Origin of the sequence: Corynebacterium testudinoris (assembly GCF_001021045.1) — a bacterium.
In the GTDB taxonomy this organism is placed as follows: domain Bacteria; phylum Actinomycetota; class Actinomycetes; order Mycobacteriales; family Mycobacteriaceae; genus Corynebacterium; species Corynebacterium testudinoris.
In genome coordinates, this window is sequence record NZ_CP011545.1 from 1927088 (window position 1) to 1947974 (window position 20887).

Annotated in this window: 21 protein-coding genes, 1 tRNA gene and 1 other RNA gene; 11 read left to right on the forward strand and 12 right to left on the reverse strand. The window is 63.0% G+C overall.

Translation table 11 applies throughout. The features are described 5' to 3' along the window. Nucleotides 1-12 precede the first annotated feature (12 nt). Nucleotides 13-1866 (forward strand): CYTH and CHAD domain-containing protein, encoded by a 1854-nt coding sequence (locus CTEST_RS09200; RefSeq protein WP_047253486.1) that lies wholly within the window; start codon nt 13-15, stop codon nt 1864-1866. A 62-nt stretch (nt 1867-1928) separates the two neighbouring features. Here the strand turns inward: CTEST_RS09200 and CTEST_RS09205 are convergent, their stop codons facing one another. Continuing rightward, the gene (locus tag CTEST_RS09205) at nt 1929-2141 is read right to left on the reverse strand and encodes a hypothetical protein (RefSeq protein ID WP_052844358.1); all 213 of its coding nucleotides are present in this window, start codon (nt 2139-2141) and stop codon (nt 1929-1931) included. Between the two features lie 135 nt (nt 2142-2276). Between CTEST_RS09205 and CTEST_RS09210 the strand changes: the two genes are divergently transcribed. Continuing rightward, nucleotides 2277-3512 carry a galactokinase family protein gene (locus tag CTEST_RS09210; protein WP_047253488.1) on the forward strand — a complete coding sequence of 412 codons (1236 nt, stop codon included), beginning with the start codon at nt 2277-2279 and terminating at the stop codon, nt 3510-3512. Here the strand turns inward: CTEST_RS09210 and CTEST_RS09215 are convergent. The 5 genes from CTEST_RS09215 to CTEST_RS09230 form a co-directional block, all read right to left on the reverse strand. Further along, nucleotides 3509-4906: an RNB domain-containing ribonuclease gene (locus tag CTEST_RS09215; protein WP_047253489.1), complete on the reverse strand. Its 1398-nt coding sequence runs from the start codon at nt 4904-4906 to the stop codon at nt 3509-3511. The two genes, CTEST_RS09210 and CTEST_RS09215, sit on opposite strands and share 4 nt — an antisense overlap. Before the next feature lie 63 nt (nt 4907-4969). Further along, an RNA gene (rnpB, locus tag CTEST_RS13170) (RNase P RNA component class A) lies at nt 4970-5377 on the reverse strand. Nucleotides 5378-5426: 49 nt separating this feature from the next. Next, the gene (locus tag CTEST_RS09220) at nt 5427-6584 is read right to left on the reverse strand and encodes a bifunctional RNase H/acid phosphatase (RefSeq protein ID WP_236686071.1); all 1158 of its coding nucleotides are present in this window, start codon (nt 6582-6584) and stop codon (nt 5427-5429) included. Between the two features lie 24 nt (nt 6585-6608). Next, nucleotides 6609-7331, reverse strand: a complete 723-nt coding sequence (locus tag CTEST_RS09225; RefSeq protein ID WP_047253491.1) for a zinc ribbon domain-containing protein — start codon at nt 7329-7331, stop codon at nt 6609-6611. A 10-nt stretch (nt 7332-7341) separates the two neighbouring features. Next, on the reverse strand, nt 7342-8475 hold the full coding sequence (locus tag CTEST_RS09230) for a Nif3-like dinuclear metal center hexameric protein (protein ID WP_047253492.1): 1134 nt from the start codon (nt 8473-8475) through the stop codon (nt 7342-7344). A 56-nt stretch (nt 8476-8531) separates the two neighbouring features. On the opposite strand from CTEST_RS09230, the gene CTEST_RS09235 reads away from it, so the two are divergent. From CTEST_RS09235 to CTEST_RS09255, 5 genes are all read left to right on the forward strand, one after another. Further along, nucleotides 8532-9200 (forward strand): HAD hydrolase-like protein, encoded by a 669-nt coding sequence (locus tag CTEST_RS09235; RefSeq protein WP_047253493.1) that lies wholly within the window; start codon nt 8532-8534, stop codon nt 9198-9200. Then, entirely contained in the window at nt 9163-9684 is a 522-nt protein-coding gene (locus CTEST_RS09240) for a low molecular weight protein-tyrosine-phosphatase (protein ID WP_047253494.1), read from the forward strand. The genes CTEST_RS09235 and CTEST_RS09240 overlap by 38 nt, the downstream gene beginning before the upstream one ends. A 15-nt stretch (nt 9685-9699) precedes the next feature. Further along, nucleotides 9700-10620 carry an SURF1 family cytochrome oxidase biogenesis protein gene (locus CTEST_RS09245; RefSeq protein ID WP_047253495.1) on the forward strand — a complete coding sequence of 307 codons (921 nt, stop codon included), beginning with the start codon at nt 9700-9702 and terminating at the stop codon, nt 10618-10620. 77 nt (nt 10621-10697) lie between these two features. Further along, complete coding sequence (locus CTEST_RS09250; RefSeq protein WP_144413259.1) at nt 10698-11429, forward strand: hypothetical protein; 732 nt, start codon at nt 10698-10700, stop codon at nt 11427-11429. Then, entirely contained in the window at nt 11430-11741 is a 312-nt protein-coding gene (locus CTEST_RS09255) for a hypothetical protein (protein ID WP_047253497.1), read from the forward strand. 178 nt (nt 11742-11919) lie between these two features. Here CTEST_RS09255 and CTEST_RS09260 read toward each other — a convergent pair. Continuing rightward, nucleotides 11920-11995, reverse strand: a tRNA-Val gene (locus tag CTEST_RS09260). Between the two features lie 76 nt (nt 11996-12071). Continuing rightward, nucleotides 12072-12503, reverse strand: a complete 432-nt coding sequence (locus tag CTEST_RS09265; RefSeq protein ID WP_083985541.1) for a DUF3052 domain-containing protein — start codon at nt 12501-12503, stop codon at nt 12072-12074. Between the two features lie 364 nt (nt 12504-12867). Here CTEST_RS09265 and aceE point away from each other — a divergent pair, with 364 nt between their 5' ends. Continuing rightward, complete coding sequence (gene aceE / locus CTEST_RS09270) at nt 12868-15615, forward strand: pyruvate dehydrogenase (acetyl-transferring), homodimeric type (protein WP_047253498.1); 2748 nt, start codon at nt 12868-12870, stop codon at nt 15613-15615. A gap of 102 nt (nt 15616-15717) precedes the next feature. After that, nucleotides 15718-16323 (forward strand): DUF1707 domain-containing protein, encoded by a 606-nt coding sequence (locus tag CTEST_RS09275; protein WP_052844359.1) that lies wholly within the window; start codon nt 15718-15720, stop codon nt 16321-16323. Between the two features lies 1 nt (nt 16324). Here the strand turns inward: CTEST_RS09275 and CTEST_RS09280 are convergent, their stop codons facing one another. From CTEST_RS09280 to CTEST_RS09290, 3 genes are read right to left on the reverse strand one after another with little or no spacing between them, the layout of a single operon-like run. Further along, nucleotides 16325-16957, reverse strand: a complete 633-nt coding sequence (locus CTEST_RS09280) for a Type 1 glutamine amidotransferase-like domain-containing protein (RefSeq protein ID WP_047253499.1) — start codon at nt 16955-16957, stop codon at nt 16325-16327. 9 nt (nt 16958-16966) lie between these two features. After that, complete coding sequence (locus tag CTEST_RS09285) at nt 16967-17779, reverse strand: serine hydrolase domain-containing protein (RefSeq protein ID WP_047253500.1); 813 nt, start codon at nt 17777-17779, stop codon at nt 16967-16969. 10 nt (nt 17780-17789) lie between these two features. After that, nucleotides 17790-18821: an alpha/beta fold hydrolase gene (locus CTEST_RS09290; protein WP_236686072.1), complete on the reverse strand. Its 1032-nt coding sequence runs from the start codon at nt 18819-18821 to the stop codon at nt 17790-17792. Nucleotides 18822-18866: 45 nt separating this feature from the next. Between CTEST_RS09290 and CTEST_RS09295 the strand changes: the two genes are divergently transcribed. Together CTEST_RS09295 and CTEST_RS09300 are read left to right on the forward strand one after the other, a co-directional pair. Further along, the gene (locus CTEST_RS09295) at nt 18867-19121 is read left to right on the forward strand and encodes an acyl carrier protein (RefSeq protein ID WP_047253501.1); all 255 of its coding nucleotides are present in this window, start codon (nt 18867-18869) and stop codon (nt 19119-19121) included. Nucleotides 19122-19139: 18 nt separating this feature from the next. Continuing rightward, nucleotides 19140-19940, forward strand: coding sequence for an HAD-IIA family hydrolase (locus CTEST_RS09300; protein WP_047254371.1), 801 nt, complete (start codon nt 19140-19142; stop codon nt 19938-19940). On the opposite strand, the gene uriH is transcribed toward CTEST_RS09300, so the two are convergent. Beyond that, a complete protein-coding gene (uriH, locus tag CTEST_RS09305; RefSeq protein WP_047253502.1) occupies nt 19931-20884 on the reverse strand; it encodes a uridine-preferring nucleoside hydrolase UriH in 954 nt (317 codons plus the stop codon). The two genes, CTEST_RS09300 and uriH, sit on opposite strands and share 10 nt — an antisense overlap. Between the last annotated feature and the right edge of the window lie 3 nt (nt 20885-20887).

Sequence of the window (20887 nt, forward strand, 5' to 3'; positions counted from 1 at the left end):
TTGGAGTTTGTGATGAGTACTCGTACCTTTCTTGAGGTCGAAGCAAAGTTCGCGGTAGCCGAAGGCGCCACCTGTCCCGATCTCACTCGAATTAAAGGCGTTAACTCGGTTCTAGATACTGCTCATCACCAGCTTTCTGCCATCTATTACGACACCGAGGATTTGCGGCTCACCAGGTCCAAAATCACTTTGCGACGTCGTGAAGGCGGCACCGACGACGGGTGGCACATCAAGTTCCCGGGCTCCAGCGGGCGCTTAGAGGTTCACGCGCCCCTGGGGGACCCCGTCGACGGAATCTTGCGAGTGCCGGAAGAAATTCACGACCAAGTTCGCGCACTGGTACGCAACCGTGAACTCGTTCCGATCGCCCAGGTAGATAATCAGCGCACCGAGTCCACCCTCGGAGGCGACGACGGTGCAGCCGTCGCGGAGTTTTGTGATGATCACGTGTCGGCGTGGTCGCTCCTACCTGGTGGGGACAAGACAACCTGGCGCGAGTGGGAAGTGGAGCTGTCCGGCAACGTCGCCGACACCGAACTCGCCACTGAGATCATGCCTTCAGCCACCTCACTGCTCATCAGTGCCGGTGCCCGAGTATCCTCATCCCCCTCCAAGCTGGTGATGGCATTGGGAGCCTCCGAGGCTGGCGCACCGCAACCACCATTCCTCATTGACGCTGACCTTCCCGCCGACTCCCCCGCCGCTGCCGTGATCGCCGCGCTGAAAGTCAATCGCGACGCTCTCCTGGAGTACGACCCTAAGGTCCGGCGGAATGAATGGGACTCGGTACACCAGATGCGGGTTGCTACCCGCGAGCTCCGCAGCCACCTCGAGACGTTTGACGGCATCCTGGGCGGACATGAGATCGAGTACATCGAAGAAGAATTGAAGCTGCTGGCACGGATGTTGGGCCATGCCCGCGATGCCGAGGTAGTCGAGGAACGTTTCCTCACACTGCTCGACTCCGAGGACTCCGGAGTTCTCGACGAGGCGACCCGCCAACACCTCCGGGAAGACATGGGTGCGGAATATCGCCGCGCACACCGACGGGTTGTCGCCACTCTCAATTCGCAGCGCTACCTCAATCTGCTTGACGCCATCGACGAGCTGCTCGCCCATCCGCCGATCAACCCACCGGCTAGTGGTGAGACGAGCTTACAAACTCCGCCGCAGGATCCGATCACGGAGACAGACGCCGAAGAAGACTTGGACATGGTCGCCGAGGGTGGGCCCGGCGAGCCGATCCTCCCGGTATTCACCGATGGGTTCGACCCGGAAGAAGACACCGAGGAGGAAGAGGAAGACATGATCGCCGAAGGCGGTCCTTCCACCGAGGATGAGGAGGAACCAGCGCCCGAGGAACCCCCCGTTCCGGTGGAAACACTGCTCGCTGAGCACTTGGATGCCGCGTACCGCAAGCTCATCAAACGACATCACAAAGCGGTGGAAAACTGGGAAAATTCAGAGCTGAGCTTGCATGAGCGGGAGAGCTACTTCCATGACATGCGTAAGTCAGCGAAGAAGATGCGCTACGCCGCCGAAGCAGTAGGTGCGGCCACGAACCTGAAAACTAAGCGCCTGTACAACGCGTGCAAAGCAATGCAGTCGAGCCTCGGAGACTTCCAGGATTCCGTCACCTCCCGTGATCGATTGGTCAAGATGGCTGAACATGCCCGGCGCCACGGCGAGGATACCTTCGGATATGGGTTGCTCTATCAGCGCGAGCGCACCCTCGGTCTGCAGGCCCTCGATGATTATGCCCAAGAGGTCAAGGCGATCAAGGCTGCCTATGCTCGGCTGCAGAAATCGGCGGAAAAGTCTGCGGAGAAAGCAGCCAAACGCGCCAAGAAGCGCAGCAAGAAGTAGACCCAGACACAACTAAGCCCCCGGTCCATAAGAAGGATCGGGGGCCTGTGCGAGGCGAGTTGTTACTTCTCCCAGGAAGCGGGCTCGCCCCAGTCGTTATCTTCCGAGTCTTCCTCGTCGGCCTCGGCGTTGCGGGCAGCGGCGATCTTGAGGGCGTCGGCTGCCTCTTCACGAGAGTCGTAGGGTCCCATGCGGTTTTCCCATCCGCCTTCCTTACCCTGCTGGACGTCACCGGTCTGCGGGTCAAAGAACCACTTCTCGTCATTTAGTGCCATGCTGTCCTCCTTGTAGAGAATGTCAGTTTTGCCTCTTAGGCTACCTTCGCTCCGGCTCAATGGGGCGGGCTAGAGTAGAGAGTCGCTAGAGATTTTGCCACTGATTGCCCAGGCCCGATGAAGGAGAACTCCCCCATGCCGATCTGGCCCTCCGCCCACAGCCCCGTCCTCGACCGTGTTCGTCAGTTGCATCGGGAGGAAACCGGAGTGGAAAGCACCCAGGTCGCGGACGCTCCAGGCACGTGGCTCGTCATGGGAGAGCATGTCGATTATGCCGGTGGCGTGACACTTATCGCCCAGGTGTCCCAGCGGGTCGCGGTGGCGGTCTCGCCCCGACCCGATGACCTCATCAAAGTGACGTATCAGTCCACCGCGCTGGACGGGGTGGTCACCACCACGGGGGAAATCACCTTGGCAACCGTCGAGGAGCGGGCAACAACCCAACAGCTTGTCGACGTCGATAGTTCCATTGCAGCCCGCCTCGGCGGCATCGTGTGGACGATGATCCACCGACAGTTGCTCTCCCGGGATACGGCGGGCATGGATGTCACTGTGGTCAGTGATATCCCCGCCGACGCCGGTCTCGGCGCGATCTCTTCCGCCGAGGCGGCCTTTGCTCTGGCTTTGCTCGGCGAGGTGGAGGACCGCGACGAGGCTCCCTTGCGGGCACGGTTGGCAGAGGTCTGCGCCCAAGCAGCCGACATCTTTTCGCATACTCCTTCCTTGCGGTCCCGCTACACCGCGATCCTTCGTGGTGCCGCTGGCCAGGTAGCAGTGGTCAACTACGCTGATGGCTCGGTGACTCAGGCTCCCCACCCGATTTCCGCCAACATGCGCATTCTTGCCGTCATCGGCCCCGAAACCGAGGTTGACCAAACGGTTGCCATCCAAGAACGACGTCGATTCCTCGATGCGGCCTGCAGGGCCTTTGGCACCGAGTCGCTTCGCTTGCTTCCCGACGCCCCCACGCGCGTCCTCGACTGGCTTCGTGCCGTGCACAAGGTTCACGGCACCGACGGCCAGCCGTCCCTCGAGCAGGCCACCACGTGGTTGACCTTTGATAAGGAAGAGACCGCCCGCGCCGAACAACTGAGCCGTTCGCTTCGTTCGCGGCGCATCGAAGACTTGTGGGACCTCATGTCTGAATCTCAAGCGGGCCTGGAAGACTACGGCCTCGATGCCCAGTCTGACCTCGCGCAGCTCGTATTAGTGCGTGGTGCAGCGGGAGCACGTGCGGCCGTGGCTGGAATGTCGGCGGCGGTGATCGCGGGCGTCGATAAGCGGCATGCCGACAACTTTGTGGCGGACTTGTCCGCCGACGGCTTCACCATTGTGGATGTGGGGACCGGCTCCCCCGCCCAGGTGGACTAGTCAGCCGGCCAGGCGAACGCAACGTCCCGCTTGATCACATCTGCCCGGATCAGCGACACAGTGGCGGTGGTGCTTTGGGAAGGGGCACCGAGGCAATCCGCCAACACGGGTGGATCGGTGACGAAAATGCGGGCTTGCTCACGTTCCGAGTCGGAGGTGAGGACGAGGGCATCGAAGTTGTGCCCCACCCACGGGCTTAGAACGGTCGCCTCGGTGAGATCGAGCGCAGCGCGATCAACATTGTTCGCCAAGGTCGACGTGCGGTTCATCGTGTCGATGACCTCCGTGGCACGCTCACTCACCCACTGAGGGACCTCTTTCCCCTGGCACAGGGCCAAGCACACCTCCGTGGCAAAGCGATCGATGAGTCGACGCAGCGGCGCAGTGACGTGGGAGTAGTAACCCCCGATCCCAGCGTGGACCTCGGCATCGCCGTTGTCGACCTGAGCGTAGCCCGAACCGCGCAGCAACTTCTGAGCCTCACGCATCACCGCCATCCCGCGAGCATCAGTCGCGTCAACGGATTGGAGAAACTCGCCAATGGGTTGATCATCTGGGCATTCATAGCCCAACGCGCGAGCTTCTGCTCTAAAGACAGCCACCGAGTCAGAGTTGGCAGGCTTCAACGTCCGCAGCAGACCCGAACCATGGGAAACCATCAACTGCCCGGCGCACATGCCCGTGAGGAGAGAAATCTCCGAGTTCCAATCCATCACCTCGTGACGCGGCTCGACGACGAGCTCATACGTCCCATCGTCGAGACGGGCGACGCTTTGGGCAGGCAGCCGCAGATTGATCGCATCGCGCCTTAACGCAGACGCCTCACGCAACCGACCCACCTCCGGCAGCAGCTCGATGGACGGATGCAAGCGTCCAGAAAGGTAGTCCGCGTGGACCGAGTCGTAGTCCAACCGGGCAACGCTTCTCACCAGGGCGCGCTCCAGGCGAAACGAGACGACCTCCCCCGCCGCATCAAGCTCGAAGCTCCACAGCACAGCTGGACGGTCGACGTCAGGCAGCAGCGAGGCGTCCCCTTCCGACAACACCGGCGGATGAAGTCGAACGGGCTCATCCGGCAAGTAAATTGTCTGCCCACGCCGAAGAGATTCCTCCTCCAGCGCAGAGCCTGACTCCACGAAGGCGGCAACATCCGCGATCGCGTAGAGAACTCTAAATCCACCCTCGGTGTCCTCAATAAACACGGCCTGATCCAAATCCATCGAGCCCACCGGGTCGATAGTAACCAAAGGAATATCGCGGGCATCGCGCCTGTCCTCGGCGTAGCGATCCCTCGCCGCGGCGGCCTCAGCGAGCACCTCCGCCCGGAATTCCGTAGGCAAGGAAAACTCTTCCGCGATGCTGCGGAAGTCAAGCTGCGCTGCGTAGAGCTTCATGAGGCCCCATTGTTCCACGAACGCAGGGGAAGGAGGCGAGCGCGCACCTCACAGGGCGTAGGGCGAATGAGCCAGCCTATAAGCCGGATTCTGTACCCTTTTATGGGGCGGTAATCATCCATCTGGGTCGACCATCGCTGGCCGCCTCAAGCAGCTACCTTCGGACTCGGGCGAGTCACCCTCAGTCATCCGATCCGGCCTGCGACGTGGCAGACCTTGATGCCTTGCTCCCGGTGGGGTTTACCTGGCCAGACCAGTCACCTGGCCTGCCGGTGCGCTCTTACCGCACCCTTTCACCCTTACCTCGATCCCGGAGGATCGTGGCGGTTTACTTTCTGTTGCACGTGCCCGCGGGTCGCCCCGGGTTGCCGTTAACAATCACCGTGCTCTGTGGAGTCCGGACTTTCCTCGACACCCGCCTGCACCCGCGAGGGGTGGTGGTTCGGGGGCCGCGATTACCCGGCCGGCTCATTCGCAAGGAGTGAGTCTACCTCGCGGAGCCGACCTGGCAGGAATCACCTCATGCGCGCAGGTGGGAGGTGTCGTTGAAGACGCGGAGGCAGGATCCGACTCGGGCGTCGGTGTCGAAGAATTCGACAACGCTGATGGAGGCGAGATCAAGGAACATCCGGTTTACTACTTGTGGTCCGGTGTCTAGAGCTTGGCGGACGAGGGATTTGATCGGGGTGACGTGGCTGACCACGAGGACGGTTTTGCCGGGGTAGTTCTTGGTTAGCTCACGTCGCACCGCGCGGACTCGTTTGTGCATATCCGTGAGTTCCTCGCCACCGGGCGGGCACACGGTGGGATCGGCGATCCATTCGGCGTGGAGTTTCGGGTCTTTGGCGTGAGCCTCGTCGAAGGTCAGTCCTTCCCAGGTGCCAAAATCGCGCTCGGTGAGGTCGTCGATGACGTCGACGGTGAGGCCGAGGGCGTCCGCGGCGGCCGTGGCCGTCTGGATGCATCGGCGCATGGGTGAGGAAACGATGGCGTGGATGGTGTCTCCGCTGGCCAGGAAGGTAGCGGCGGCTCGTGCTTGCTCCATGCCGGTCTCAGTGAGTTCGGCGTCGGTGCTCCCGGCGTATTGCTTGGCGGCGGACATGGCAGTTTGGCCGTGGCGCAGGAGGATGAGCTTGGTCGGAGGGGTCGAGGCTCCAGTCCAGTGGGAGGGCGTGCCCACTTTGACGTCGCAGTCGCCGTCGGCCACCTCTGCATCACCGGTGTCGACTCCCTCGGCCGTGTCACCACCAACGATTCCCGGCGGATGCCCGTCCGCCGCGGCGTCCATGGCGAGGTTGGACAGATGATCAGCTTCTTTGTTCTTGGCCCTGGGTACCCAGGTGAACGTGACTGTGTCCAGGTTTTTCATGAGGTCGCGCGCTTCGAGGGCGAGTGCCTGCATGTCGGGGTGCTTGATTTTCCACCGACCGCTCATTTGCTCCACGACGAGCTTGGAATCCATGCGGACTTCTACCTCACGGGCTCCGAGCTCAACGGCGGCCTCGAGCCCGCGGAGCATTCCGTGATATTCCGCGACGTTGTTCGACGCCTTCTGCCCCACGACGTAGATGATCTCGCGCAGCAATGTCCCGTCGTCCGCGTAGACCACGGTCCCGGACCCGGCGATGCCGGGATTGCCGCGCGAACCTCCGTCGGTGTAGATCAGGACCTTTGTCACTGGGGCAGTCACTGGAGCCATAGGCTAGGCCGTCTTCCTAATCAGGTAGGTGCCGCATTCCGGGCATTGCGGCAGCTCATCGGCGGGGGCATTGCGCACCCGGTTTTGGTCGGCGGCGCCAAGCACCATGAAGCAGCCTCCGCAGGTGCGGCCGTTGAAGTCGGCGGCACCGACGCCGGAGTCCTTCTTCTGCAGGTCGTACTCGGCGAGAACATCTTCGGGCAAGAGCGCGCGTAGTTCGGCGATTCGCTCTTGGGGGGTGCGTTGCACGTCGTGCGCGGCGTTGGCTGCGTCGGCGGCGCGGGCTGCTGCGTCGACTTGGCGGACGAGTTCATCCACCCGGGCGCCGTGGACGTCGCGGTTGTTGCGCAGGGCGTGGATCTGGTTGTGCGTCTCGGCGAGCTCGCTCATGAGGTCGGCGATGCGTGACTTTGCCGAGTAGCGGTCGTGTTCAAGATCTTTCCTGCGCTCGGGGTCGGTCTCCGCCGTCAGTTGTGCTTTGTCGTCTCGCTCGCGGCGGCGCAGTTTGCGCTCGTCTTCCTGGATGCGCAGGATCTCGGCCTCCATGTCATCGACGGCCATCTGGGAGGAGCTGGCGGCGTTGCGCATGCGCGCGAGTTCGCTGGTCAGCCGATCATATTCCTTTTGTTCCTCGGTGATGAAGGCTGCGTCGCCGACCACCTCGAGGGATCGTTCGATGGAGGACAGTTCCAGCAGGAGGTCCTGGAGGGAGGGATCGAGTTTCATGGTGTCTTTCTTACTCGCTTGCGTGGGTGGACAGGGTCCAGGGGTCAGTGCGGATATCAACAATATGCGTATCGACGCCCGCTTGTTCCCCCACGATGGCCGCCGCCTGCGACGTCCACGGTAATTCACTGGACCAGTGAGCGGTATCAATGACGGGTGGGCCGCCGGCCCTGAGGTATTCGTCGACGGGGTGGTGGCGAAGGTCAGAGGTAACGTACACGTCTACCCCGAGCCCGCGCACGGCGTCGAGGAAGCTGTCTCCCGACCCGGAGCTGACGGCGACCTTTTTCACGATTGCCTCCGGGTCGCCCGCGGCGCGCACGCCCCAAGCGGTGGGGGGCAGGGCATTTGCTACGTGTTGGGTGAATTCTCTCAGGGTCATCGGTTCCGGCAGCTCACCGATGCGGCCGAGCCCATAGGCCTCGTCGAGGTCGGCGGTATCGGCCATGTCCACGATGTCGAAGGCGGGCTCTTCGTAGGGATGGGCGGCGCGGAGCGCGTCGATAAGACAGCGACGCTGAGACGCAGGGGCGACGAACTCCACCCGCAGTTCGGGGCCGGAATGGGCGACCCCCACCTCTCCTTCGGCCGGTGTCGCGCCCGGTTGGGGCGTGAACTGGCCGATGCCTTCGACGGTGAAGGCGCACTCGGCGTAGTCGCCGATGGTGCCGGCGCCTGCGTCAAACAATGCCTCCTTCACTGCCGTTGCTGCAGCCGCGGGCACGTGTACCCCCCACTTGTCCACGCTGTTCCCAGTCTGCGGCAGGATCGGCCGGCCGGGGGTGATCCCGATGAGCTCCGCCAGCACGTCATTGACGCCGGGGCGAGCTGAATCAGCGTTCGTGTGTGCGGCAAACAGCGCCACCCCGCCAGTGATGAGCGTGTGGATGACCTTCCCTTTCGGCGTATCAGCCGCCACGGAGGTGACCCCCCGCATGAGCAACGGGTGATGGACCACGAGCATGTCTGCGCCCAGCCGCACGGCTTCCTCCGCCACGGCTTGCGTGCAATCCAGCGCAAAAGCGACCTTTTTCACATCACTGGCCGGATCGCCACAGATGAGCCCCACCGCGTCCCAGCTCTCAGCGAGTTTTGGCGGGTAGGCGGAGTCTAGGATCTGGCGAATCTCGGCGACAGTCGTCATGGCACCTTAGTGTAGACGCGCTGATAGACACGACGAGGTGTGGCACATTAGGGGCCGTGAGCATTCTTCTTCTTGACGTCGACGGCACCCTCATCGATTCCCTTCCCGGCATCCGAGCGGGCTTTCTTCACACCCTCGATCAGATGGGCTGGGAGCACCCTTCCGAGGAATTCACCCGCCTCATCGCCGGGCCACCGATGGAGGTCACGCTGCAGAAGGTGGGAATGACGCCCGAGCAAGCCCGCGAGGGCTTGGGCATCTATTTGGATTACACCGCCGGAGGCGGGTGGGCGGACGCGACCACCTTTCCGGGCATGCTCGACCTCGTGCGCACGTGGAAGGAGCAGGGGCTGACGCTGGCAACGGCGACGTCGAAAGGCGAGGGCTTCGCCCGAAAAATCTTGGACCGGGAGGGTTTCTTGCCCTACCTCGACTTCCTTGGCGCGGCGGAAGAGGATGGCCAGCGGCGCTCTAAAACTGCGGTCATCGACTACGTTTTAAGCTCCAATGGGTGGAAAGGTCAGACATCCGATATCCTCATGGTCGGTGACCGCTCCCACGACATCGAGGGCGCGGCGCATTTTCACCTCGACACCGTCGCAGTCTCCTGGGGCTACGGCACCGCCGACGAGTGGGCACACGCCCGCTACATCGCTCACACTCCACAGGAATTGGAAGGGATCGTCCATGACTGGCTCCACAACACGTCCAGTACGCGAGGATAACCGCCTTCACCTCGACTTCGTCTGCACCGGCAACATCTGCCGCTCCCCCATGGCTGAGGTCATTGTCCACGACGCTATCGACGCCGCCGGGCTCGGCGACCTCGTCCGCGTCAGCTCCTGCGGTATCGGCGGCTGGCACGTCGGACTCGGCGCCGACAAGCGCGCCGTCGCCGAGCTCCGCTCCGCCGGCCACGATGGCTCCGAGCATGTTGCCTCCCAATTCGGACCCGACGATGCCGACGCCGACCTGCTCATCGCCCTCGACACCGGACACCGCTCCGAACTCATCGCCCGAGGTGTTCCGGAAGAGCGCATTCGCCTGCTCCGCAGGTTCGACCCCGACTCCCCGGCGGAAGCCTCCGTGGCTGATCCCTACTACGGCGGTCCGGAAGGATTCGTGGAAACGCGTGAGCAGATCGACGCAGCTGTCGCAGGCATCCTCACCTGGGCCCGGGAGCGGGTTCAGGTCAGCGCCACCCGGTAGGTAGACTGGGCGTCTGTGAGCAGCACACTGGAGCGATACAACTCAACCCGGGGACAAAAGAAGGGCTGGAAGTCCTTCATCAAGCCGGGCTGGATCATCGCGCTCCTCGCTATCGTTGGTTTCTCCTACGCCGCCTTCACTGTGCTCGCGCCCTGGCAGCTGAACAAGGATGACCAGATCGTCGAGCGCAACGAACAGATTGACGCCGCGTTCCGCATCGACCCTGTTCCCGCGCAGGAGATCTTCGGCGCGGGAGGTGCGATTAGCTCCGGCGATGAATGGCGGCGGGTCACCCTCACCGGGCGTTATCTCCCCGAATCCGAAGTAGTCCTGCGCCTGCGCCCCGTGGATAGCCAGCCCGCCTTCCACGCCCTCACCCCCTTCCAGCTCGACTCAGGCGAAACGATCCTGGTCAATCGTGGTTTTTCCGCCCCGCTGGAAGGCTCCATCCCCGATCTCGAGCCCGCCCCCACTGAGCATCTCACCATCCATGGTCACGCCCGCCCCAACGAGGCCATGCCTCCCACCCCACCGTTGCTGGACCAGGGTGAGCCGCAGGTCTACGGCATCAACACCGCACAGATCGCGGACTTGACCGGCCTGTCGCTCGATCGCGACTACGTCCAGCTTTCCGAGGGCGAGCCCGGCGAGATCAACGCCATTCCCGTGCCCAAACTCGATCGCGGGTCGCACCTGTCCTACGGCTTCCAGTGGATCGCCTTCGGCATCATGGCACCACTCGGCCTGGGCTACTTCATCTGGGCCGAACTGCGTGAACGCCGCCGCGTCCGTGACGAAAACAAAGAGCTTATCGACGCCCCGGTGGTCGACACCGCAGCCACCCCCACCCCAGCGTCTAGGCGCCGTGCCCGCTACGGCGATGACAACCCCGACCCCTACGACAAGTACTCCCGCCGTAGCCGCGAACGGTTCTAAGCCCCATACATGATCAGCCTGCACCATATAGTCTGGTGCTCATAGCTATCCCGTCCCCTCCAACGGTAGGACTGATCATGGGCTTCTGGAATAGATTTCTTGGAACTTCCGGCGCAGAGCACAACGACAACGCGGCTGGAGGCATCCTGTTCCCCCGTCACCGGCGAAGGCACCACCCGGCGCACACGTCATCCTGCGATCCGCGGCTCGCCGCCCAAGTCCTCCACATGGGGCTCGACCGCGCCGCCGCCTTTGGCTTCACCCCGATCCGTGACATCACCATCGACGACATCGACTTCGACTACTACGGCGGCCCCCAAGGTTTCCAAGCCGAGTTCCTCACCGCGCTGCTCAGCCTCGACGACGAAGACGGCGCGCCGTTGTTCCCCCGCGTCTTCCTCTTCGACCCGGAATACATTCAATCCAACGATAGCTACGCCACCCTCCTGCGCAGCATCGCCCAAGCAGCCACCACCGACGCCGCGTTTTCCGACGTCCACTGTGATCTTCACTTCGGCCCCGATTTCCAGGACAACCCCGTCGGCGAACTCCACTACCGCCACCACGACAATGACGTGCAGCTCGACGTCGCCGTCGAAGGCGAATGGGTCGACATTGACGTCGCCCGACAGCTATTCATCCACGCCACCCCCGAAGGCCACCAATGGCTGAGCAACCATGATTTCACCCTCCACATCTGGGTGCCCGAGAACCATGCCGAAGAGGTGGCGCGTATCTTGAGCGAGGAAGATACGGCCGCCGATACCCGGCTGGCGCACGAGACTCACCCCGGATTGGACAGCACGTAAATGAGCATCTGGAACAAACTGTTTGGCGAGGCCGCTCCGGACCGAGCACCGGCTGAGCCCGCCGCGGAGGCGACAGAAACCCAAGAGCCGGTGCCCACGACCCCCGAGGAATTACGGCGCTTCATCACCTCCACCGCCGGAGCCTCTGATGCCGATGTCAGCAACGTCCGCTTCATGCTCGATCCTGGGAGCACCACCAGCGGCAGCCTGCGCCTGACCATGAGCAATGAGGTCCATGACCTATCCTTCGACCTCTCCACTCCCGCGGGCGCACAGGCCGCTAAGGACAAGGTGCTCAGCATCATCGGTTAGCTGGTGCTCCCGGAGCATTCCGAGGTTAAGAGACACTCAAAACCCGCACTTCCTAACAACTCCCGGGTCAATCCCCCACCCAGAACCCCCAAGTTGTTAGCAAGTGCGGGTTTCGCCGACTCGGAGGGCTTGAACAAGCGAAGGCCCTTCCCGCATTTCGCGGAAAGGGCCGGTGACCTGGTGCGGCCCGACGGGTTCGAACCGCCGACCTACTGGGTGTAAACCAGTTGCTCTTCCAGCTGAGCTAGGGCCGCTTGATGCTCGACACGATGAGTGGGAGCACCGAGCGTCGAATTTACCACGCGAGGGTGGAAGCTTAAAAAAGTGGGGCTACTTCTTCGTGTGGCCACGGGCAACGAGGCAGCTGCCTTGCCATTCGCCGAGGCGGGTGGCCGTGGTCTGGACGAGGCCGGCGAGTTGGGCGGATTCGGAGATCTCACCGGGAGCGATGGTGCCCTCTTTGCCGGCGCCGGGGGTCAGGAGCCAGATGCTTCCGCTATCGGAGAGAGGGCGCAGCGAGTCGACGAGGCCGTCGACGAGGTCTCCGTCTTCTTCACGCCACCAGAGGAGGACGACATCGCACAGTTCGTCGGTCTCCTCGTCGAGGAGATCGTCTCCGATGACCTGCTCAATAGCCTCGGAGATGGTGCTGTCGCTGTCTTCATCCCAACCGACCTCCAGGACTGTCATCCCTGGCTCGATGCCAAGAGTTTGTGCGTAGTCCTTGGCGCTCTGCCTAGCTACGCCCGGAGCATCCACCACTGATTTATTCCTCCTCGTTCTGGGCCTCCGTCATGTTCATCAGCCCATCGAATTAAGTTCCAACTGGCAATATACAAGGATTGGCCAGGAAATTCCTGTTTCTGCCTCCCGTGGCGCGCAGTGCTGACGGGTGATGGTGGGGTGGGCGGGGCGTCGATACGCTGTTTTTTCCTTTGCATTCACCGCAAAAAGGCGCTCATGCTAGGACCCACCGTGCCAGCTGGGGTTTGCAACCTTCACACCTACCCGCCGGAACGTTGGCGAAGGAAAACACGTATCCTTGGTGGAGACATCTGGGCGCAATCGGGCACATTCCGGGCGCGGCCAGTTCTTCCTACATCCACACCAAACCAGGAGGTTAGTAATGGCAGAAGACCGGACCGCGCCCAGCCGGATGGACGACACCAATTACCCCGCGCTTCGCGACGGTGTCGCTTCTTACCTCAACGATTCGGATCCGGAGGAGACCCGCGAGTGGATGGATTCCCTGGATGGGCTCCTGGCGGAGTCCTCCCCCGCTCGTGCTCGCTACCTCATGCTGCGCATGCTGGAGCGTGCCACCGCGAAGCGCGTTCCCCTGCCTAACCTGACCTCGACTGACTTCGTCAATACCATCCCCACGACCATGGAACCGGAGTTCCCAGGCGATGAGGAGATTGAGAAGCGTTACCGCCGGTGGATGCGCTGGAATGCGGCGATCATGGTCCACCGTGCGCAGCGTCCGGGCATTGGTGTCGGTGGGCATATCTCCACCTACGCCGGTGCTGCCCCGCTGTATGAGGTCGGTTTTAACCACTTCTTCCGCGGTAAGGACCACCCGGGCGGCGGCGACCACGTCTTCTTCCAGGGTCACGCCTCCCCCGGCATTTACGCCCGCGCTTTCCTTGAGGGTCGTCTGAGCGAGCATGACATGGACGGCTTCCGCCAGGAAGTCTCCCGCGGCGAGGGCAACGGTATTCCTTCGTACCCGCACCCGCACGGCATGCCTGACTTCTGGGAGTTCCCGACCGTGTCCATGGGCCTGGGCCCGATGGATGCCATCTACCAGGCACGTTTCAACCGTTACCTTCACAACCGGGGGATCAAGGACACCTCTGATCAGCACGTGTGGGCATTCCTCGGCGACGGCGAGATGGATGAGCCGGAATCCCGTGGTCTGCTGCAGCACGCGGCGCTGAATAACCTCGACAACTTGACGTTCGTGGTCAACTGCAACCTGCAGCGCCTCGATGGCCCGGTGCGCGGTAATACCCAGATCATCCAGGAGTTGGAGTCCTTCTTCCGCGGTGCGGGCTGGTCTGTCATCAAGGTCATTTGGGGCCGCGAATGGGATGAGCTGCTGGAGAAGGATGAAAGTGGCGCGCTGGTCAACGTCATGAACACCACTCCGGACGGCGATTACCAGACGTTTAAGGCCAACGATGGCGCGTACGTGCGTGAGCACTTCTTCGGCCGCGATGAGCGCACGCTCAAGCTCGTCGAGGACATGACCGATGAGGAGATCTGGGCACTGCCGCGCGGTGGCCACGATTACCGCAAGGTCTACGCCGCGTACCAGCGCGCGATGGAGACGAAGGACCGTCCGACCGCGATCCTCGCCTTCACCATCAAGGGTTATGGCCTGGGCCATAATTTCGAGGGCCGCAACGCTACCCACCAGATGAAGAAGCTCACGGCGGAGGATCTCAAGGCCTTCCGCGATAAGCAGGGCATTCCGATCTCTGATGAGGAGCTGGAAAATGATCCTTACCTGCCGCCGTACTACCACCCCGGTGAGGACTCCGAGGAGATCAAGTACATGCAGGCTCGGCGCAAGGAGCTGGGCGGGTATGTTCCCACTCGCCGCCAGTCCTACACGCCGCTGCCGGTTCCGGAGCTGGATAAGCTGCGCTCGGTGCGCAAGGGCTCCAAGCAGGAAGTGGCCACGACCATGGCGCTCGTGCGTACCTTCAAGGAGCTCATGCGGGACAAGACCTTGGGTGAGCGCATTGTGCCGATCATCCCGGATGAGGCCCGTACCTTCGGCATGGACTCCTGGTTCCCGACGTTGAAGATCTACAATCCGCACGGCCAGAACTACGTGCCGGTGGACCACGATCTCATGCTGTCCTACCGTGAGGCCACTGATGGCCAGATCCTCCACGAGGGCATCAACGAGGCCGGTTCCGTCGGGTCCTTCATGGCCGTCGGTTCCTCCTACGCCACCCACGGCGAGGCCATGGTGCCGCTGTACATCTTCTACTCGATGTTTGGTTTCCAGCGCACCGGCGACAGCATTTGGGCGGCCGCTGACCAGATGGCGCGTGGTTTCCTCATCGGAGCTACCGCTGGTCGCACCACCCTCACCGGCGAGGGCCTGCAGCACATGGATGGCCACTCGCAGATCCTGGCCTCCACGAACCCGGCAGTCGTGTCTTATGACCCGGCCTTCGGCTACGAGGTCGCGCACCTCCTCCGCGAGGGCATTGACCGGATGTACGGCGAGGGCCGCGGCGAGAACGTCATCTACTACCTCACCGTGTACAACGAGCCGACCCCGCAGCCGGCTGAGCCGGAAAACCTCGACGTTGAGGGCCTGCACAAGGGTGTTTACCTCTACTCCCCTGCCACGGATGTTGATGCTGATGGGCACGAGGCCTCCATCCTCGCCTCCGGCATTGGTATGCAGGCCGCCATCAAGGCGCAGGAGATTCTGGCCGCGGATTACAACGTCCAGGCCAACATTTACTCCGTCACGTCGTGGGTCGAGCTGGCCCGCGATGGTGCGGCGAAGAACAAGCAGAAGCTGCGTCACCCGGGCGAGGAGGTCGAGGAGGCGTTTGCTACCAAGCAGCTCAAGCAGTCCTCCGGCCCGTACGTTGCGGTCTCTGACTTCGCCACTGACTTGCAGGAGCAAATCCGGGCGTATGTCCCCGGCGAGTACATCGTCCTGGGCACGGATGGTTTCGGTTTCTCCGATACCCGCCCGGCGGCGCGTCGTTACTTCAACACCGACGCCGAGTCCGTGGTCGTCGCTGTCCTCCTGGGCCTGGCGCAGGAGGAAAAGATCGACATTGAGGTCGCCGCCCAGGCGGCAGCCAAGTATCACTTGGATGACCCGACCAAGGCCTAAGCGGTCCTCAGCGGCCTCAGCGCTGACAGGGCGGCAGTCCCCATCCGGGGGCTGCCGCCCTGTGCTTATCGACGCCCGCCTTGTCCCCGTTAGAATGATCCCATGACCCGCCCGATCCCACCCCGCGACGCCGATCGTGAAGACCTCCAGGCCAACCTCACGCGTTTGGTGGGCGCCGGCCGCCTCAACATCGCCGAGTTCGATGAGATCATGGACATCGTCTGGTCCACCAATGACAAGGCTGTGTTGGATCAGATCCGGGCTCGCTACCTCACGTATCAGGGCCCGCCTGTCCCCATGTCGCAGCCGGGCCAGGTAGTCCAGCCTCCGCTGTCTCAATCGCAGCCAGTGTCGTCGACGATGGGCACCATTCGCCGCGCCGGAGAGTGGACCGTTCCGGCTCATTCGGTGTTCAAACTCACCGGTTCTTCGATGTACCTGGACCTGCGCAAGGCTTCCGCGAGCAGCCCGGTGTGCACCTTTGATATCAATGCGACCGGATCAACTATTGAGGTCATTGTTCCGCCCGGCGTACACGTGGAGAATCGTCTGCGTGATTTTCTGTCCTCCGTCGAGGTGCAGACGACGGCTCCGGTGCCGGGTGCTCCGCGCGTGATTCTCACCGGCCGAGTGAAGGGCTCCAGCGTCAGGGTGGTGACCATGAATCCCCCGGGCCCCGGCCTGTGGCAACGCATCATGGGTGGTTAAGTCAGGGCGACGCAATCAGCCGCGACTGCCCGTTTTCCACGAGGAGGGCTTGGTCGTCGTTGAGGAAGGTGAGCGGAAAGCTCGCCCCGTACGTGTCCTTGATCTGGGCGATGAGGGAGGCAGGGTACGGCGGTAGCTGCCCGTCGGCGTGGGGAATGATGACCCGGTCAACGAGCCCGAGGCCCGCCCAATCGTCGAGGTCCGGGGCTAAGGACGGGTCATCCATCAGCGAGGCCGGTTCCACGCTCGGCCCGGTCACGATCGACCCGGCGCTGGAGCCGATGTAGGGCAAACCTCTGCTCACCTTTTCGGCCACCACCGTGTCCCCGCCGTGACGGCGCAGCGCTGCCAAGAGCGCGAAGGTCTCTCCCCCAGCTACGTAGAGGGCGTCGATGGTGTCGAGGGCCGCAGCGAAGCCGCCCGGCTCATCGAAGTCGGCGACGGTGATGTCGGTGAGGGCATATCCCAATTCCGCGATTTGCTCGCGCTCAGCGGCGACGAACTCCGCGCCGGCATAGGGAGCGGCCGCGTCGTTGAGGTAGCCGATGCGAATATCGTCGGTCGGCTTAGGGATGTGGGAGGAGATGAAGTCGGGCACTGCACCAACACCGCGGGACAGGAGTAAAAGGGCCATGCGCCCATTCTACGAGCGCTCAAGCTCCTGCCAGATTGCCTCGTTGGTCTCTGACCACAGCGGCTTGGCCCACTCGCCGAAGGGGCGGTCGGTGAGGGCGACCATCGCGCGGCCGGTCCCGGGGGCAACCCACAGGTAGGTGCCGGATTGGCCGAAGTGACCGAAGGTGTCAGCGGGCATCGACGGACCCGTCCAGTGCGGATCTTTGTCACCCTTGATTTCAAAGCCAAGACCGAAGGGGCACGGCTTCATCATCCCGTAACCAGGGATGATGCCGTTGAGCTCCGGGAATTGGATCGAGGTCGCCTCCGCCATCGTGGAAGGGTGCAACAACGTCGGGTGCATGAGTTCCAGGAGGAAGGTGATGAGGTCGTGGGCGGTGCCCTCCGCCTGCCAGCCCGCGGAGCCGCGCAACCTCGTCCACTGCATGCCCAGTGGTTCCATGACGCCTTCGCGGAGGTAGTCGGCGAAGGACATGCCGGCGGCGGAGGCGACGGCGTCGGCAAGCAGCTCGAAACCGTAGTTGGAATACACCCGACGCTGACCCACCGGGCGGACGCGATCCTCGGCGCGGAAGCCCACGCCGGAGGCGTGCGAGAGCAAGTGGCGCACGGTGGACCCTTCGGGGCCCAGCGGGGTGTCCAGCTCGAAGATCCCCTCCTCGATGGCCATGAGGAAGCCGTAGGCGCTCAGCGGCTTGGTCACGCTGGCCAGCTCAAAGACTTTGCCCAGATCCCCCACCCGATTAATGTCGTCGCCATCGATGACGGCGGCCGCGACATTGTCCACCGGCCAGTCCTTCAGCAGTTCCAGAGCGCTCATTCGTCTGAGTCTAGTGCGAGTCCAGAGCCATGCCGACAAGGCGATCGATGGCGGCATTGAGGATTCCGGGGGACTCCAGCGGGATCATGTGGCCGGAGCCGCGCGAGATTTGCATCCACGCCTCGGGCCAGACCTCGCAGAGCCGTTGCGCCTGACTCAGGGGGGTGACATCGTCTTTCTCACCGGCGATGACGTAGCCCGGAATGGAGTGCAGCTTCTCCCCGGCCGCGAGCTCGTCATGGGATTGGAGGTCATCGAAATAGCCGACGAAGGTCTCCAGCGGGGTCTCATGAATCATCGCGGCATGGAACTCGATGACGTCATAGTCGGTGGGTCGATGGAATACCGCGACGGCAAGACCCGGCGCGAGGAAGCGGGTGGCCTCCTCCCGGAACTTGTTGGCTTCTTCTGGGGAGGCCTCGACTGCTTGGTAGATCTTGTCGGCGACCGGCGAGGCGAGGAGCTGTGGGACACCTTGGGCGGAGAGGGCTTCGATGGACGTGGCAACCAGGACCAGCCCCGCGATCTGGGCGTAGAGCTCCGGTGGGCAGCGGCGGATGAGGTTGAGCGCCACGAGTCCCCCGAGCGAGTGGCCGACGAGGATGACGGGGCCGTGGATATCGCGGGCGCGGAGGACGGCCATGACATCGTCGGCGGCGCCATCTACCGTGCATTGTTCGGGGCGGACGGTGCCGGTCTGGCCATGCCCACGGAGGTCGATGAGCAGCAGGCGAGCCTCGGGCCAGCGCTGCCGCAGGTGATTGACCTGCCGATAATAGGACTCCGCGGCGAGGGTGAAGCCATGCACAAACACCACGGTGACCGCGCTGTCACCCGGGGTAACCTCGCCGTACTCGTACCAATGAACGGAGATGCCGTCGTTGTCCACGGCGCCGGTGCGGTCAATGTTGGTGAGCCCCGGTTCGCGCTGGCCCGAGTGCAACGCTCCCTGCTCCAGCGCGAGATGCCGGCGCCCGGTAGGTGTCAGGCGTAGCGCCCAGCTGCGCAAGAGCGTGGGAATGTCGTGGAGCATGGGAGCCATATCTTGAGGGTACCTAGCCGGGCGAGGTGGCTTAAGCTTAGAGCCATGACTTCACCGACGCCCCCTGTTGAATTGTCCCCCGAGCTCACGCAGATCATCGAGGATTCCTCCGGAGTGGACGCCGCCACCCTCACCCCCGATGCCCGAATTGCTGATCTGGGCATTACTTCGTTGGCGATGATTGAGATCGCCGTGCGCATCGAGGATGCCTTCAACGTGCGGCTCGATGATGCGACGGTGTTTAGCGTGGGCACAATCGGTGATCTCGCGGAGCTGGTCAGCACACAGGATCCTCAGTAAAGGAGCACAATGGCGGACATGACTGCGAGTATTTCGTATTTGACCGACATGGACGGTGTCCTCATCCGCGAGGGTGAGATGATCCCCGGGGCGGATCGCTTCCTCGGCGAGCTCATGGACAATGACATCCCGTTCATGGTCTTGACCAACAACTCGATCCACACCCCGCGGGACCTGTCCGCGCGGTTGGCTGCGACTGGGTTGCGGATTCCGCCGGAGCGGATTTGGACCTCAGGTACCGCCACGGCCCACTTCCTCACGGATCAGCGTCAGGTGGGCACGGCGTATGTCGTCGGCGAGTCGGGGTTGACCACGTTGTTGCACAGCCAGGGGTGGATTCTCACCGATGCAGATCCGGAGTTCGTCGTGCTCGGCGAAACCCGCACCTACTCTTTTGAGGCGATCACCACCGCCATTAACTTGATCCTCGGTGGTTCGCGGTTCATCTGCACCAACCCGGATGTCACTGGTCCGGCCCCGCAGGGCATTCTCCCCGCCACGGGCTCCGTGGCGGCCCTCATCACGGCGGCGACAGGCCGGGACCCCTATTACATTGGCAAGCCGAATCCGGTGATGATGCGCTCGGCGCTCAATGTCATCGGCGCCCACTCGGAGCGCGCCGTCATGATCGGTGATCGCATGGACACCGACGTGAAGTCCGGGCTCGAGGCCGGTATGCGCACCATTTTGGTCCGCTCGGGTATTTCCGATGACTCCGAGGTCAGCAAGTACCCGTACCGCCCCACCCGGATCGCTGACAGCATTGCCGACGTCGCCGACAACATCCTCGATCCCTTCGGCGACGGCTACTACTTCTGAGACAACCGCCGCACAGCGTCGATCACGAGGTCCCAGAACTTGCGGTGGTCGAGGGTGGTTGCCACCTGCGTGTGGCACTCCTCCCCCGCCGGTGCGCGGAAATCCGCCACCGTCATGCCCGCGGTCAGCGTGCCATTCAGTTCCACGTCCACGGGGACTTTTTGCGTATCGACGACCGCGGGATCAATCAGGTAGGCCACCGCACAGGGGTCGTGCACCGGGGGGTGCTCGAAGCCCTGGTTGGCTCGGTAAGCCTTGCGGAAAGAGCCAAATAGCGCGACGACAAAGTCTGCGATGTCGGAGCCGATGGCCTTGACTTCCGCCTCAATCTCATCGGTGGCGAGCGCCTGGTGGGTGAGGTCTAGGCCCACCATCGTCACATCCCACGGCTCGTTGAACACGATGTGCGCGGCCTCTGGATCAACGATGACGTTGAACTCCGCCACGGCGGAGGCATTTCCCTCGTGGTATCCCCCTCCCATGAGCACCACCTCTTTGACCCGCTCGACGATGCGGGGTTCCTTGCGCACCGCCAGCGCGATATTGGTCAGGGGGCCGATGGGCACGAGGGTGATGCTGCCGGGCTCGGAGGCCATGACGGTGTCAATGATGAAGTCGACGGCGTGAGCCTGCTCCACCTCAACCGCCGGGTCGGGGAGCTCAAAATTTTCGACGTCCATGCCGCTGTCGCCGTGGACATCTCCAGCATTGCGCGGCTCCCGCAGCAGCGGCCGGGCGCAGCCGGCATAGACGGGGATATCGTGCAGGTTGGCGATGGTGAGCACGCGCTGAGCATTGCGGGTGACCTTATCCAAGGTCTGATTCCCGCCGATGGTGGTCACTCCCACCAGGTCGATGGCGGGGCTCCCCGCGGCCAACAGCATAGCGACGGCGTCGTCATGTCCCGGATCGCAGTCGAGGATGATCTTTCGTGGCTGAGTCATGCC

Excerpts from the sequence above, each read along its gene's own strand:
- CTEST_RS09230 (WP_047253492.1), bottom strand. The coding sequence starts at position 8,475 with ATGACGACTGTCGCCGAGATTCGCCAGATCCTAGACTCCGCCTACCCG.
- aceE (WP_047253498.1), top strand. The coding sequence starts at position 12,868 with ATGGCAGAAGACCGGACCGCGCCCAGCCGGATGGACGACACCAATTAC.
- CTEST_RS09225 (WP_047253491.1), bottom strand. The coding sequence starts at position 7,331 with ATGAAACTCGATCCCTCCCTCCAGGACCTCCTGCTGGAACTGTCCTCC.
- uriH (WP_047253502.1), bottom strand. The coding sequence starts at position 20,884 with ATGACTCAGCCACGAAAGATCATCCTCGACTGCGATCCGGGACATGAC.
- CTEST_RS09295 (WP_047253501.1), top strand. The coding sequence starts at position 18,867 with ATGACTTCACCGACGCCCCCTGTTGAATTGTCCCCCGAGCTCACGCAG.
- CTEST_RS09215 (WP_047253489.1), bottom strand. The coding sequence starts at position 4,906 with ATGAAGCTCTACGCAGCGCAGCTTGACTTCCGCAGCATCGCGGAAGAG.
- CTEST_RS09205 (WP_052844358.1), bottom strand. The coding sequence starts at position 2,141 with ATGGCACTAAATGACGAGAAGTGGTTCTTTGACCCGCAGACCGGTGAC.
- CTEST_RS09290 (WP_236686072.1), bottom strand. The coding sequence starts at position 18,821 with ATGGCTCCCATGCTCCACGACATTCCCACGCTCTTGCGCAGCTGGGCG.
- CTEST_RS09285 (WP_047253500.1), bottom strand. The coding sequence starts at position 17,779 with ATGAGCGCTCTGGAACTGCTGAAGGACTGGCCGGTGGACAATGTCGCG.
- CTEST_RS09300 (WP_047254371.1), top strand. The coding sequence starts at position 19,140 with ATGACTGCGAGTATTTCGTATTTGACCGACATGGACGGTGTCCTCATC.
- CTEST_RS09255 (WP_047253497.1), top strand. The coding sequence starts at position 11,430 with ATGAGCATCTGGAACAAACTGTTTGGCGAGGCCGCTCCGGACCGAGCA.
- CTEST_RS09280 (WP_047253499.1), bottom strand. The coding sequence starts at position 16,957 with ATGGCCCTTTTACTCCTGTCCCGCGGTGTTGGTGCAGTGCCCGACTTC.
- CTEST_RS09200 (WP_047253486.1), top strand. The coding sequence starts at position 13 with ATGAGTACTCGTACCTTTCTTGAGGTCGAAGCAAAGTTCGCGGTAGCC.
- CTEST_RS09250 (WP_144413259.1), top strand. The coding sequence starts at position 10,698 with ATGGGCTTCTGGAATAGATTTCTTGGAACTTCCGGCGCAGAGCACAAC.
- CTEST_RS09275 (WP_052844359.1), top strand. The coding sequence starts at position 15,718 with ATGACCCGCCCGATCCCACCCCGCGACGCCGATCGTGAAGACCTCCAG.
- CTEST_RS09240 (WP_047253494.1), top strand. The coding sequence starts at position 9,163 with ATGACTGGCTCCACAACACGTCCAGTACGCGAGGATAACCGCCTTCAC.
- CTEST_RS09210 (WP_047253488.1), top strand. The coding sequence starts at position 2,277 with ATGCCGATCTGGCCCTCCGCCCACAGCCCCGTCCTCGACCGTGTTCGT.